Annotated in this window: 12 protein-coding genes and 1 other RNA gene; 8 read left to right on the top strand and 5 right to left on the bottom strand. The window is 33.9% G+C overall.

The features are described from left to right. Positions 1–78 precede the first annotated feature (78 nt). The 3 genes from ACE94K_RS19010 to ACE94K_RS19000 all read left to right on the top strand — a co-directional run bounded on the left by ACE94K_RS19010 (position 79) and on the right by ACE94K_RS19000 (position 1,875). Positions 79–750, top strand: coding sequence for a response regulator (locus tag ACE94K_RS19010; protein WP_378176129.1), 672 nt, complete (start codon positions 79–81; stop codon positions 748–750). Between the two features lie 119 nt (positions 751–869). Continuing rightward, positions 870–1,529, top strand: a complete 660-nt coding sequence (locus ACE94K_RS19005) for a TrmH family RNA methyltransferase (protein ID WP_378176126.1) — start codon at positions 870–872, stop codon at positions 1,527–1,529. A 199-nt stretch (positions 1,530–1,728) separates the two neighbouring features. After that, positions 1,729–1,875 (top strand): hypothetical protein, encoded by a 147-nt coding sequence (locus ACE94K_RS19000; protein ID WP_378176123.1) that lies wholly within the window; start codon positions 1,729–1,731, stop codon positions 1,873–1,875. A gap of 83 nt (positions 1,876–1,958) precedes the next feature. Here the strand turns inward: ACE94K_RS19000 and ACE94K_RS18995 are convergent, their stop codons facing one another. Further along, complete coding sequence (locus tag ACE94K_RS18995) at positions 1,959–2,657, bottom strand: hypothetical protein (RefSeq protein ID WP_378176120.1); 699 nt, start codon at positions 2,655–2,657, stop codon at positions 1,959–1,961. Positions 2,658–2,778: 121 nt separating this feature from the next. Here ACE94K_RS18995 and ACE94K_RS18990 point away from each other — a divergent pair, with 121 nt between their 5' ends. Continuing rightward, positions 2,779–3,147: a VOC family protein gene (locus ACE94K_RS18990; protein ID WP_378176117.1), complete on the top strand. Its 369-nt coding sequence runs from the start codon at positions 2,779–2,781 to the stop codon at positions 3,145–3,147. A 12-nt stretch (positions 3,148–3,159) separates the two neighbouring features. Here ACE94K_RS18990 and ACE94K_RS18985 read toward each other — a convergent pair whose 3' ends face one another. From ACE94K_RS18985 to ACE94K_RS18975, 3 genes are all read right to left on the bottom strand, one after another. Next, positions 3,160–3,924 (bottom strand): carboxypeptidase-like regulatory domain-containing protein, encoded by a 765-nt coding sequence (locus tag ACE94K_RS18985; protein WP_378176114.1) that lies wholly within the window; start codon positions 3,922–3,924, stop codon positions 3,160–3,162. A 115-nt stretch (positions 3,925–4,039) separates the two neighbouring features. Next, positions 4,040–5,812, bottom strand: coding sequence for a DEAD/DEAH box helicase (locus tag ACE94K_RS18980; protein ID WP_378176111.1), 1,773 nt, complete (start codon positions 5,810–5,812; stop codon positions 4,040–4,042). Positions 5,813–5,928: 116 nt separating this feature from the next. Continuing rightward, on the bottom strand, positions 5,929–7,008 hold the full coding sequence (locus ACE94K_RS18975; protein WP_378176108.1) for a glutaminyl-peptide cyclotransferase: 1,080 nt from the start codon (positions 7,006–7,008) through the stop codon (positions 5,929–5,931). An 87-nt stretch (positions 7,009–7,095) separates the two neighbouring features. Between ACE94K_RS18975 and ffs the strand changes: the two genes are divergently transcribed. The 4 genes from ffs to fsa all read left to right on the top strand — a co-directional run bounded on the left by ffs (position 7,096) and on the right by fsa (position 13,437). Continuing rightward, positions 7,096–7,194, top strand: an RNA gene (ffs, locus tag ACE94K_RS18970) — signal recognition particle sRNA small type. Positions 7,195–7,630: 436 nt separating this feature from the next. Continuing rightward, the gene (locus ACE94K_RS18965) at positions 7,631–11,527 is read left to right on the top strand and encodes a T9SS type A sorting domain-containing protein (protein WP_378176106.1); all 3,897 of its coding nucleotides are present in this window, start codon (positions 7,631–7,633) and stop codon (positions 11,525–11,527) included. Positions 11,528–11,887: 360 nt separating this feature from the next. Continuing rightward, positions 11,888–12,709: an SDR family oxidoreductase gene (locus ACE94K_RS18960; protein WP_378176104.1), complete on the top strand. Its 822-nt coding sequence runs from the start codon at positions 11,888–11,890 to the stop codon at positions 12,707–12,709. 74 nt (positions 12,710–12,783) lie between these two features. Next, the gene (fsa, locus tag ACE94K_RS18955; RefSeq protein ID WP_378176102.1) at positions 12,784–13,437 is read left to right on the top strand and encodes a fructose-6-phosphate aldolase; all 654 of its coding nucleotides are present in this window, start codon (positions 12,784–12,786) and stop codon (positions 13,435–13,437) included. Between the two features lie 35 nt (positions 13,438–13,472). Here fsa and ACE94K_RS18950 read toward each other — a convergent pair whose 3' ends face one another. Continuing rightward, positions 13,473–14,903 carry a TlpA family protein disulfide reductase gene (locus ACE94K_RS18950; protein WP_378176100.1) on the bottom strand — a complete coding sequence of 477 codons (1,431 nt, stop codon included), beginning with the start codon at positions 14,901–14,903 and terminating at the stop codon, positions 13,473–13,475. Positions 14,904–14,973 lie beyond the last annotated feature (70 nt).

Genomic DNA, 14,973 nt, shown 5'->3' with positions numbered 1-14,973 from the left:
GTATACTAAAAAGGTGATAAATATAGTTACTACTGTATAGAACCGATATGGTAACCATTGACACACAAAATTTTAAAGATGAAGAAAAAGCTAAAAGTTCTTATGATTGATGATCATCCTATGATTATCGAAGGTTACAAGAACACCTTATTAGGAGAAAACCAAAAAGAATATCAGATCAAGATCGATATTGCATCTAATTGTGATGATGCGTATGAGTTGATTCTTAAATCTTCTAAAACTACTCCTTATGATATGCTTTTTGTAGATATCAAATTACCACCTTCTTCTGATGGAACTATTACATCCGGAGAAGACCTGGCAAAGCATGCAAAGGAACTACTGCCTAAGGCTAAGATCATTATTCTTACGATGCATAGAGAAGATCATAGAATACATAACATACTAAAGAATATCAATCCGTCTGGATTCCTAATTAAAAGTGATCTTACTTCTAGTGAATTGTTATTAGCATTTAATAATATCGTAAGTGGTACACCGTACTATAGTGCTACGGTAAATAATCATTTCAGAAAAATGATGACCAACAATTTCTCTTTAGATGAAAAAAATCTAAAGATTCTATATCACTTATCCAGAGGTGTAAAAACGAAAAACCTGCCTAACTATGTAAGTTTATCACTAAGTGCCATAGAAAAGCGCAAGAATCAAATCAAAGAGATGTTTTCTATTGCAAAGGCTGATGACCAGAAATTATTAGAAGAAGCTCGTAAAAGAGGTTTTGTATAAGAACAAAAATTGTTTTTATAATAAAATTAGAGAGGGGATGACAAAATTGTTGTCCTTTTTTTTGTTCAAATTATTGTATTATTCGAATATTAAAAGATGCTTTCATATTTTCGCGATCTATGATTGATCAAAAACTATTAGAATATTTAGAATCCTTTCTCACACCAAGAAGATTGGGTTTGTATAAAAAGGTAATTGAGCAACGTACTAATTATTTTACAGTAGCAGTAGAAGATGTCTATCAGTTACATAATACCAGTGCGGTTATAAGAAGTTGTGATGTATTTGGTATTCAGAATGTACACGTGATCGAAGAAATAAATGCCAAACGGATTGATCGTGAAATTGCTATGGGAGCGCAAAAATGGATAGACGTTAATAGGTATACCACAACCAAAGAATGCATTACTTCGCTAAAAAATGGAGGATATCAAATTGTAGCAACAACACCGCACGACAACTCGGTAGAATTAAAAGATTTTAATATTGATAAACCTTCTGCGTTTTTCTTCGGGCAAGAGCAAGAAGGTCTGAGTGATATGGTCCTAGACGCCGCCGATGTAAAGCTGCATATTCCGATGGTTGGATTTACAGAAAGTCTAAATATCTCAGTTTCTGCGGCTATTATTCTACAGCACGTTACATCCTTATTAAGAAATTCGAACATCAATTGGCAATTATCAAATGAGGCAAAACTCCAGAAAAGATTGGATTGGGCAAAAAAAGTGATCAAAAGTCACGAAAAAATTATAGCAAGATATAAAGAAGAGAATTCCTGACCAATACTAAATCAGTTATTACGAATTATGAATAAATCGTAACTAATTATAGAGCGATATCACTTGTTTGAGTTGTAATTTGCTTACAAATAATGGTTTACACGTAAAAGGTTAATGTGCTTAAATCAAAGGTTTTAGAAATTAATTCCATATATTTGGATAAGACTAAACGTTTTAATTCCCTAAAAACACCCTTGTCATGAGCAAAAAACAGTCACCTACAAACAAAATGAAAACGTTTTTAAAGAATGTAAAAACAGGCTTTAAATCAAGTAAAACAGTCATTAACTATCCAACAGAAGTGGTTCACGATATCTTTCAGAAAAGAACTAGTACTTCTCAATAATCAAATTTAAATAAAGAAAAAAGGTACTGTTTAAAAGTGATATTTCTACTTTTTAAACAATACCTTGTTTTAAACATTTGAGATTACCTTTCAGTTAAAAATACATTTTGTGTAAAATAATTGTTGTAATCATAATTTTCTTTTACCTGTATAATTCTTGAAAAATTTTGATACCTGGAGTCGGTAACTCTAAGTTCCCAGCTTCCTTTAGGAAGTTGTAATGCATATAAACCATTTTCTGACATTGTAGAAAAGTGTCTAATACCATTTTTAAATACTTCGATAGATATTGGATTTTGAATTTTTAAAAATGTACTATTATCAAGAACTTGTCCTTTCACATTATAAAAACTCTTTAATATCGGTTCTTTTTTAGATGATTTAGAACCATTCCAGTTGTACCAAGGAGTATTGCCCCAAGTCCATTTTCCCGTAAATGAATTGTTGAAATTAGGATTATCCATTTCAAAACGAATGATTCCTTTTCTGTTCATTCGATAATTTTCAAAGGTACCCTCAAAATATTCCTTACCATTAACAAAATGTCTGTACCCATATATAACACCAATATCGGCATAATCTCCATAAATGAGTTGGCCTTTTTCTACGAATCTCAATTCTCCATAAGTAGAGTTCCAGGTTCCGGTCCAGTTGATATTAGAATTGAGACTACTTTTTTGTATGGCAGCAGTATCTTCAATGAATAACCCATCATCTTCGTTTGAGCAATTATAAAATACTAAAGAAATAAAAAATAAGGCGAATAGTTTTAATGTTTTCATGGTTTCGTTTTAATTTTAATTACCTCCTTTAGTGTTTTATGGTTTTTTAAGGTTAACATGAAAAATTAATTTTCTCCAAATGTTTATTATATTGTAAGTGAAATAGTTTTTAAACAAATAGATGATGGTTACTTGGTTTGAAATTCCTGTTACAAATATGGATCGAGCAAAAGCTTTTTACGAAAACGTGTTTCAGATCGAAATAAGTCTTTATAAAATGGAAGGACTACAAATGGGATGGTTTCCTAATAAAAATGAAATAGGGGTCGCGACAGGTACATTAATTAATGTAGGGGAACATTACAAACCTAGTCAGGATGGTGTGTTGATTTATTTCTCTTGTGATGATGTCGCCAATGAGATCAGTAGGGTAGAATCAGCCGGAGGTCAAGTATTGTCCAATAAAAAGCAAATAGCTCCAGAACACGGATATATGGCGTATTTAATGGATTCTGAAGGAAACAGAATTGCATTACACTCACAGAAATAATAGTTATGCTATTTACTTTCGGTCTAAAACTTTATATTCTTCATAGCAGTCACTAATGGCATCAAGAATTTGTAAGTCATTGGCAAACTTTATAAAATCTACCGAATAATTACAGTTTCTTAATATTTCATCAATATCCAGACGTTCTACCTGCAGTAGCGCCATTAAGGTTGCTCTATCAAATTTTGATTCCAGAAGATTCCTTATCTCATCATCCTTTTTCATTTTTCTAAGCTTTCGTAGCTCATTAGAACGCTTGCTAAAAATATTATAGAGAAAATCTGCAGGATTAAAAATAGCACCCAGTACTTTGTTCACTGCACCGGGTTGATTACTACCTCCTTCATATCCCGAATTTAATCCTGAGATACTATATCTGTAATTATTGTATACGGGAATTTTTTTGGCGTCAATTTCTAGATACCCTGTAAGCTGTATATCTGCAACCACTACTTCTTCTAAAGCAATACCAAGTTCGGTCATTTTGATTTTAACATCACCAAACTTTTTCCAGTCATTAGTTACTCTAACTCTAAGTGATTTATATCCTATGTAAGTAAAATATAACGTATCGTTTACTTTTGCTTGAATTTCGAAATTACCTTCTTTATTAGTAATAGTACCAACTACCTGGCTAAGATTAACAATATGTACGTTTTGCAAAATTGCATCGGTAGAGGCATTAAGAACTGTACCGGATACGGTTTCTGAATCTGTATCCTGAGCGTTGATACTAATACCTATGATAAGTAATATGAGTAATAAAATGTTCTTCAAAAGTATATTTTTAGTAAAAATTTCTAGTTAATGCTGATCTCAAATCAGCTGTCTATACGAACATAACATAAAAATCGGACCAAAAATCATATAATTTAGTTAATTCATAAAAAAATTATCTACGATCACTTCTTTTTCTTCGGTCTCTTCTTCCGCTACCACCTCGATCACCGCCACTGTCATTCTCACGTCGGCCTTTACCCTTAGGCTTAAATCCTTCGCTTCTGCGTTTTCCTTTAAAACCACCTCCATTATTATCTCTTCTTCGTTTACCGCCACCACCTCTACTTCGGCCAGAATCTTTCGAGATTTCTACATTGACTTTTCTTCCTTCTAGTTTGAAATCCTCAAAAACCGCAAGGATATTATCCTGATGTTCAGAGTCTGTATTAAAGAAAGAGAAACTTTCTTTGACATCTACACGGCTTACTCCATCCCTGTCTAATCCTAAAGCTTCTTTAAGGAAATCTTTAAGAGTCATCCAATCAAATCCATCTTTTTCGCCGACATTAATAAAATAACGTGTACTACCATCTCTTCCTCTAGCACCGTCACCACTTTCTCTGGAAGCATTTAGGTCTTTAGCTTTCTTGTAATAATTATGAAACCGTGAAAATTCTACCGAAAAGAATTTTTTGATAAGTTCTTCTTTAGAGAAATCTTCTAGCACTTCGTTTATAGATGGTAAGTAGCTGTCGATCTCGTGATTAATTTCTGATTTAGCTATATCATTGGCTAAGTGAAATAACTGCACCTGGCAAATTTCTTCTCCACTAGGAATTTCTTTCTCTTCGAACTTTTGCTTAATAATACGCTCTACGGTTTTGATCTTTCTGACCTCACTTTTAGAAACAATAACCATGGATACACCACTTTTTCCGGCACGTCCTGTTCTACCACTCCTGTGTGTATAAGTCTCTATCTCATCAGGCAATTGATAATTAATTACGTGGGTAATATCATCTACATCAATACCACGTGCAGCTACATCTGTAGCAACCAGCATCTGTATTTGACGGTTTCTAAAACTTTTCATAACCAGATCTCGCTGATTCTGACTAAGATCACCGTGTAAAGCGGCAGCATTATATCCATCCTCGATAAGGCTTTCTGCAACTTTTTGGGTATCTCGTTTAGTACGGCAAAATATCACTGAAAAGATATCAGGATTCGCATCTGCCAATCGTTTTAGGGCAGCATAACGATCTCTGGAGTTTACCACGTAATATTCATGAGAAACATTCTTAGAACCTGTGTTTTTATGTCCTACTGTAATTTCTACAGGATTATGCATAAAACGTTTAGCAATCGTAGAAACTTCTTTTGGCATTGTAGCTGAAAATAACCACGTGCTTTTGTCGTCTGGCGTGTGAGATAGGATCGAAGTGATGTCCTCGTAGAATCCCATATTAAGCATTTCATCTGCTTCATCAAGAACGCAATAACCAATATTTGATATGTCTACCATTTTGCGGTTAATCATATCTTGCATACGTCCTGGCGTAGCAACAATAATTTGCGCACCACGTTTAATCTCTTTAGCCTGGTCGTGTATACTGGCTCCTCCATAGATAGCAACGGTTCGTAATCCTTTGCTAAATTTTGAATAATTTTTCAATTCGTTCGTGATTTGTAAACATAGTTCACGCGTAGGAGATAGTATTAATCCTTGTGTAACTCTACTTTCGCTGTCTACTTTTTCAATTAACGGAAAACCAAATGCAGCTGTTTTTCCGGTTCCGGTTTGAGCTAACGCAACAATATCCGTCTCCTCATTAAGCAAAATAGGGATCGCCTTTTCCTGTACTTCACTAGGGGTTTCAAACCCCATTTCATTCACCGCCTTAATAATAGCTTCACCTAGGCCTAATGCTTCAAATTTGTTCATATATTAAAAATAAGCCGCAAAGGTACGGTTTATTATCTGTACTATAATAATAACGAACCACTTATTGTAGTGTTACAAAATAATTGAAGGGTATGTATAATCAAATGATATAAAAACTACTTAATGATCTCAATTTCAAAAAGTTTATCCCAGTTTTTTCCAGTCACAAATAATTGTTTGGTATCCTTTTTATAGGCGATACCATTAAGCACATCCAGATCATCGTGTTGTGTTACTTTATCTCTTAATCCTCTCAAGTCCACAACAGCTTCAATAGCCCCATTTTTTGGATTTATCACGGCTATGCTACTTTTTAAATTAGATTTATCGGTTGAACCGTTTTTAGGCCAGGTATTTGCATAAATTTTGCCTTCCACCCATTCTAATTCATTAAAATTAGATTTTATACTCTTGTTGGTGACAACCTCGATATATGATTTCTCTGCCATTGTTTCTGGATCTAATATCCAGATTTTTTCAGTTCCATCACTTTTATAAACTTTTTTACCATCATTACATAATCCCCAGCCTTCTTTACTTTTATTGTAGGCAAAACTTCCTGTTTTTTCCAAAGTATTCAGGTCATAAATAAAACCTTCCTTGGATAGCCAGGTTAATTGTAAGATTTTATCATCAATTATGGTTATGCCTTCTGCAAAGTATTTTTTATCTATATCTTTTTTGATGAGTACTTCGCCGGTTTTGTGGTTAAGTTTTCTAAGAGAAGATAAACCATTTTTACCGGTACTTTCATATAAGGTATCTGCGTGAAATTCTAGTCCTTGTGTAAATGCATTTTGATCGTGTGGATATTCTGCGATGATTTTATATGTATACAGTTTTGGTTGTACATTATTAAAAAATGTCAGTTTTTTATACACATCTTCCTCTTTGCCTTCAAAATATACGATAGCTTTTAGTAGATGCTTACCTAATCGTTCTGTGTCTATTTTTTCTTCTAAAATATTATTACCATCCGTCTTTAGTTTTAGATCTCCTAAAAAAAATGAAACAGAATCAATTTCGATTTTTTTGTTATTTACGATGCTTGCTTTTACCGTTTCTCCTAACTGAAATTTGGTTTTATTTTCCTCGGTTTTTATCGAAAAATACTTTTTTTTCGCATCGGCATTACTTCCGCAAGAAAAGATCAAGGAGCATAAAGCAATGATGACGAATAGGTTACGTTTGTTCATGATATTGGTAAAATTTAGAGCAAGATATTTATTTTAATTGGGTTTAAAAAATCATTGTTTTATCTACTAAAGATTGTATCTTTGCAGCGGCAAGTCCTACACAACCAGCTCCTGTTGAATCCTCCAGGGCGGGAACGCAGCAAAGGTAAATGGTCGTAGCGGTGTGATGTAGGTAGCTTGCCTTTTTTTGTACCCAATAGTGACTTCATTTTGGTTTGTTCTAGGTTCGGCATAAAAAACAAAAACTGCAATGATGTAACTAAGATCAGTAAATCTAAAGATAATGATTTCTACATTTTGGATTTATATAAATGGTTCTCTTAACGTTTTATTTTGATAGTAACGATCACTCATGGAGTACAAGTGCTCTGATTCATAAGGTAGTTTAGAATGTTCGATCATTGATGTCAGCTATTTTGTTATTTTATTAATCCTTGAATACTTTTTCTACACATCATTTTACCAAGGCATTAGATTTTCTTAAATCTCCAGAGAATTTTATAATTGTTTGGAATAATTATCTTACAAGTAAGTTGTTTTAGTTAAAAAAATTAACAAACATAATTGTTTTAATCGATAAAATACATATATTTGCCGACGAACAACCTAAAACAGTTATTAAATGCTTAAAATCACTTTTTTTCTTACATTTCTGTTTTTTACACTATTTCCAACTTTTTCTCAACATAACTTAGACGGTTTAATACCGGAAAATACAGCAACACATATCGCCGTAAATAACGGGTCTTGGTTTTCGGGCACAACATGGAACACAGGTACAGTTCCGGCAGACGCCGCTATTGTGCATATTCCGGAAAATATATCAGTAACTTATCAGGGCCAGTCCGCTAGCCATATTTTTGCAATTAGGGTTGATGGTAGTTTTACATGTACCCAGACAAATAGTAATAATAGTACTTCATTGACATTTGATACTTTTATAGGAACTCATACATCAATTATTCAATTTTTGGCAAATGAATCAGGTCATGGTAAAATTGAGGTGAATATTGCGCCTTTTGATATTCAGGCACATAAAAATGGAACGACTGGATATTCACAAAGCTGGAATGCAGATGCTTTTTCTCAATTTTCTGATGGAGATTTGGTGGATCAAGTGGTTCGAAAACATACAGGTAGTAAACGATATAATACATATGAAGAAGCTTTAGCTGGCGATACGGCCATCATAGAAGAAAGTAGAATAAGCTATGATGATGGCCCTGGAGTAACCGGAAGATATAGCTGGGATCCTAAACAATTATCATTGGGATTAGTAGCAATGGGGAAATTAGAGATTATTGGTCAAGAGAAAACGAACATGGTAAAATTAGCATCAGATGCTATGTCAGGACAAAAACAGCTAACTTTATCCAGTATTCCTATAGGTTGGAAAGCAGATGACACGATTATAATTACACGCGGCGGTAATAAGAACCCAACAAATAATGGTGAGGATGAAAGAACAATTGACGTAATCAGTGGAGCAAGTATTACAACAACTCGCAATTTAAACAAGAATCATCAAGGAAGACCTCAGGATAACTTACATTGCTATGTGGGTAACCTGACTAGAAATATCACCTTCAGATCAACATCGCCTAATGCAGTTCATAATAGAGGGCATCTTATGGCGATGCATAATGATACCAATGTTCAAATCCGCAATACAGCTTTTTTAGATATGGGCAGGACGGATAAGTCGCGATTATTAGATGATCGTATCTGGGACCGTTGGATAGAACCAAAAGTCTTCAAATCAAAAAATTCCGCTCTCGGTCAAGAATGCGCTCAAATGATCGACGCACCGGCGAAAGATATAACAAATCATCGGGGTAGGTATTCGATTCATTTACATAAAACAGGAGCCAAATATGGAGCTAATATGGTACAGGTTACGGGAAACGTAGTGTGGGGAAATCCGGGATGGGGAATTACACATCACGATTCACATGCTAATGTATCGCAAAACGTGGTATATGACGTAATCGGTTCTGGGATTGTTTCAGAATCAGGAAGCGAAACTGGTTTTTGGGATGAAAATCTAGTAGTAAAAACAAGTAAAGGACATAGTGAAGATGTTTATATTTCTGCACTTTTTCATGATGATTACTTATTTTCTGGACAAGGCTTGGGAATGAAAGGTCGTGCAGTGGTTTGTCGCGGAAATGTAATTGCCAATGCAAACCAAGGTGTAGGGGTCATGAATATGAATCCTGTAATTAATAGCGTAGATAGGGTAGACCCTTTGCAACTGGCCACAGTGCGCCCAGGTTTTGAAGTAGACCAGTTTCCACTAAGTGTCAACGGATATAGTAAAGAAGGCGATGGGATTATGCCGGTAGAAGTCGCTCTTATCATGGAAAACACAACTATCATCTGGACAAATCTGGGGCTAAAATCCATTGAAAGGGATATGGGTGTTAATCACGAATCCCGATCGGTTTTTGATGGTTTTTATGTTTGGGGAGCTAATCAAGCACTTTCTATTACCTACCAGGCGGATTATACATTTCATGATGTATTCTTATCCGGGAAAAACGATAATTCTGCGGGAATCTACCTTTGGAAACATTCTCATAATCATGTTTTTGATGGTATTAAATTGGTGGATTTAGAATATGGGGTCACCGCGTCAAAATTAGTAGAGAGTGGCAATGGAGAATTAAAAACCAGAAATAATGGTTTTACCCCTTGGTATTTTATTGATCTGGAAACGGAAAACGTTTCGAATTTTTATGAAATCGTAAAAGAAGATCCTGCTACTACAACAGTATATAATGAACATTCTGATAATCCTATACACGCAAGTTCTTCGGATTTTGTGACGCGCCCGGTAACTTTTACCTTGGCAGAAGATGCTGATCTGGAAGTAGATTATGCAATTAATGATTTTAAAGTTGAGGTAGATGGAATGATAACTGATCAATTGGGAAGTTATAATTTTGGTATACGACAAGCATTAGCCCAGGGCACGTTAAGGGAAGGATATCCTGAGCGCATCTATGAATTTGCTTCTGTATCCAAATTTAACGAATATGTAACTCAAAATGGGGTGTATCAGCACCCGTTTGACGATTATTTGTATTTCATTATACAAGAGCAAATACCCGATAGGCTCAGTTCGACGTATACAGCTTTTCCGATTCGTATAAAAATTAATAATGCTCCTAATACTGGAGTCTTTGCTTCTCCTTTACAAGAACCTTTATCTAATTTTGTGCCACAAAATCAATTAATTTCTTTATCTGCGAATGTATCACAGAGCAGTACCGCAACAGGTGTAACGTATGATTCTTATCCCATTGATTGTGATGCTCATAAGGCTATCGATCAGAATACCAATGGTAGGGTTAATGCCCAGATATTTCAACGTGGGTTAGTTCCCCTGGGAAGTTTTTCTCAAACAGAATTGGAAAATGAGCCTTGGTATGACTTGGATCTTGGAGAATTAAAAACGATCGATTTTATTGATATTTGGAATACAGTAGAATTAAATGGCGCTGCAATAGAAACACCATCTACCCATTTTAAGGATTTTTACGTGTTAATTTCTGAAAGTCCTTTTGGCAATATGTCGCTGTCCGAAGCAAGAAATCACGCAGATTATGAGTATTATACTAATGCCGAACCAGCTAGGAAGTTTTCACTAAACAACTTAAATGTAAGCGGTCGCTTTGTTAGAATACAAGCGGTTGGAAATAATATAATAAAACTTGCCGAAATAGAGGTTATAGGAAGAACTGATAAGTGTTTGTTGGATGTGGTACCTCCGGAAGCTTACGCAAAGGATGTTGAAATTATTTTAAATGAACAAGGTGAGGCTTCAATACAAGTCACAGATATTGACAATGGTTCTTTCGATGATTGTATAATCGAAAGCGTTTCTTTGGATAAGACAACTTTTAGCTGTGATGATGAAGGACAGAATGTAGTGACTTTAACAATAACGGATAAAAGCGGGAATGTAGATACAACAACGGCTAATGTAATCGTAAAAAGTCTACCCCCTGTCATTGCATGTCCAACAGAAACCATTACCGAAATAGCTGAGAGTAATAACACTTTTACAATACCAGATTATTCATTCATGATATCTGATGATTGTACACCAACAGCAGAGTTAAGCGTAGTTCAGGAACCTTCAGTTGGAACCGTCGTATCAGGATCTTCTTTAACTAATATCACTTTGTCTGCTAAAGATTCTTCGGATAATCAAGTATCTTGTTCTTTTGATCTGCGAGTGGATCAGGTATTATCTGTAAGCGATATTAATCAGTTGGAAAATGGGATACTTGTTTTTCCTAATCCTACAAAAGATAATGTAAATGTTAAAAGTGATGTGTTTGAAATTGAGTTAGTTGAAGTTTATGATGTCAGAGGAAGATTATTGAAAAAGTATCCTATTACTTCAAAAGGTACTCACGAAATTTCTTTAGAAGCTTTAACAGATAGTATGTATTTTCTTAAAATATTTACAAAGAGCCATAGTTTTTTTAAACGTGTTGAAAAAAGATAGCATACCGATAATTGTATGCATTTTGTTAGAACAGTCTTTCAAATTTATTTCTGATCTAAAAATCTATTCGGTATAGTATTTTTTGAACAATACGAGCTTGGTAATAACAATTTTTTATTCTAAAAGTTGATTCTTGGTCATTTTTCATCTCGATATTCTAAGGAACAAATTGATAGGAATATTAAGGCGTTGTGTGATAGATATGCTATTAATATTCGGGTATTTAGAGTATTACCTGGTGAAATAAGTCGCGATATTTTAAGTGGTCAACCTATGAATAAATAGACATTCCAGCATTAAAAATTCATAATTCGTAGCTCATAATTCGTTATTCATAATTCCAAATGTATATTTGCGGATATGAACACAAATCAAAAAGCTAAAGTTGTTTTAATTACCGGAGGGTCTTCTGGGATTGGTAAATCTATAGGGATCTTTCTGACCAATAAAGGGTGTATCGTATACGGGACTAGTAGAAATCCTTCTAGGTTTAATGATTTTGATGCTTTTACCTTACTTCAATTAGATGTTGCCGATAAAAAGAGTATCGCATCTGCAGTGAATATCATTGAACAAAAGCACGGGCGATTGGATGTTCTTATAAATAATGCAGGAGCCGGAATTACAGGCCCATTAGAAGAGATTCCCGAAGAAGAAATTCTGAAAAATTTTACGACTAATTATTTTGGCCCTGTTAATGTCACCAAAGCTGTGTTACCAATCATGAGAAAACAAGGTAGTGGTTTGGTGATTAATATCACCTCAATCGCAGGATATATGGGATTACCATACAGAGGTATTTATAGTGCATCTAAGGCCGCATTAGAAATAACTACCGAAGCCTGGAGAATGGAGTTGAAGACCTTTAATATCCATATGACTAATATGGCTCCTGGGGATTTTGCTACCAATATTGCAGCCGGACGATATCACGCCCCGGTTATCGAAGGATCACCTTATGAAAAATCTTATGGTGAGTCATTGAAATTAATGGATGAACATGTGGATGAAGGTATGAATCCGGATGAAATGGCTAAAGCCGTATATAAAGTTATAGAAACCCATAATCCAAAAGTACATTACAGGGTAGGAGCATTTATGCAAAAATTTTCTATTGTATTAAAGCGAATTTTACCGGATAAAGTATATGAGAAATTACTAATGAATCATTATAAGTTGTAATTTTGACCTCGTATTTGAAGAAAAAATTATAAATAAGAATCATAACAAATAATCATAAATCTAAACACAACAATATGAAGTTTTTTATTGATACCGCTAACCTTGATCAGATTAAAGAAGCGCAAGATTTGGGAGTACTGGATGGGGTAACTACAAATCCATCTTTGATGGCTAAAGAAGGTATCACAGGAAAAGAAAATATTATAGAACATTATAAAAAAATATGTGATATAGTAACAGGAGATGTAAGTGCCGAAGTAATTTCTACGGATTTCGAAGGTATTATCAAAGAAGGAGAGGAACTTGCTCAACTTCACGATCAAATCATCGTAAAGGTACCAATGATCAAAGAGGGCGTAAAAGCAATAAAATATTTCAGCGATAAAGGAATTAAAACCAATTGTACGCTCGTTTTTTCTGTAGGTCAGGCGTTATTGGCTGCAAAAGCAGGAGCAACTTATGTTTCTCCTTTTATTGGTAGACTTGATGATATTTCTACAGATGGTCTTAACTTAATCGCAGAGATTAGAATGGTGTACGATAACTATGGCTTTGATACACAAATTTTAGCCGCTTCTGTAAGACATACGATGCACGTAATTGATTGTGCAAAAATCGGAGCCGATGTTATGACAGGACCGCTTTCATCGATTGAAGGACTATTAAAACATCCTTTAACAGATATTGGCTTGGCAAAATTCTTGGCTGATTATAAAAAAGGAAACTAAACGTTCTAAAACGTAGAAATCAAAAAACTGTTCTTTTAATCGAGAACAGTTTTTTGTTTTTTTAAATTCACAATCTTGCTATAATTCATTAACTGCTTTTCAAAGAAAGGTGAAAATAAATCTGCATTCGGATTTATTATTTTTCCATCTTGATCAACAAGAATTACTTTGTTGGTGTAATGAATTACTAGTTCATCTGAAGAACATTTTGGAAACTTAAATTCATATTCACGATCAAGATTATAATTGTGTCTTTTAATTGTCTTTAGCCAGTTATCCGTTTGTTCGTCATCCGTATTAATACCTATAAAATCAATTTCAGGATATATCTTACTTAGATAATTTGTCTTTTTATGGGCTTTTACATAATGATCTTTTCTTTCTATAGACCAAAAATAAAGTGCAGTAACAGGTTTCTCAAAAAGAGAAGATAGTTTGGTCATTTCCCCATTTGATGAGATAAGATCCTGATCCGGAATAATGTTATCCGGTTTTAGTCGAGCTGTAGCTTTTGCTAGTTCTACGAGCTCTGTTTGAAATTTTTCATTACTGCTTATAGATAAGTAATGATTCAGTACCTTTTGAGAGGTATAATCGTTTTTGTTATCTAATATAAAATTTGTTGTTATACCTCGTAAAAGATTATTCTTTATATAGGAATGGTTGATCATGCTATCTACAAGATCAAGTTTGTACAATGTGTATTCAACCTTACTCTTAGAGAAAGATTTTTGGTTCATATATTTAGTGTAAGATGAGTTGGTAAAATAATGATTGAGAAATCGATTATAAGAATATAATCTCATTAAATCATCATCATTAAAATTCACCTGCTTTTTGTAATCAAAAAAACCATCAGGAAACGCTAAGGACGGATCCTTTTGCTGCATTTTTGAATATTGATATCGATATAAAAACATCTCATATCTTGAATAGAAATCGTATTCAAAACTGGATTTACAGATTTTTTTAGAAAGATTACTAAACTCGTATTTTTTAGTAAGATCATCAAATCTTTGTAGTCTCAGATCATACAAAGAATCTTGTTCTTTCTTGAATTGTCTTGGTGTTTGCCTTACCCTTTGTTTTTCTAATTGTTCTCGCTCTAATTCATTTTGCAAAAACATATCAATTAAGAAATTGTTTTTTCTAGAACCTTTTCCGGTAAACACCAGAGATTCATCAAATTCTAATGTATTTAATCTCAATAAAATACTATCACCTTTTTCTAGAAGTATTAATTGATATTCAGGATTATGTCTAAAAGAATATAACCCTTCTTTTAACCCTTCTAGTTTGTGCGAAAATCGGTTATTCTTGTCTAAATAAATCGTGTCTTTTTGATCACTGTCTTTAAAAAGAACAATATAGTCGGCATTCGGATTTACAATTTCCCCTCCAAAATAAATGTAGTCCTTTGTAACTTCTTTTTCAAAATCACAACTAAACAAACAAAAACTGATCATACAAATACAGAGGAGATGCTTTATCCTGAACATATACATTTTGGGTACAATTATTTTACTGACTAACATT

Source organism: Aquimarina besae (assembly GCF_042434905.1).
Lineage (GTDB): Bacteria > Bacteroidota > Bacteroidia > Flavobacteriales > Flavobacteriaceae > Aquimarina.
This window is presented reverse-complemented; position numbering and strand designations above follow the sequence as displayed.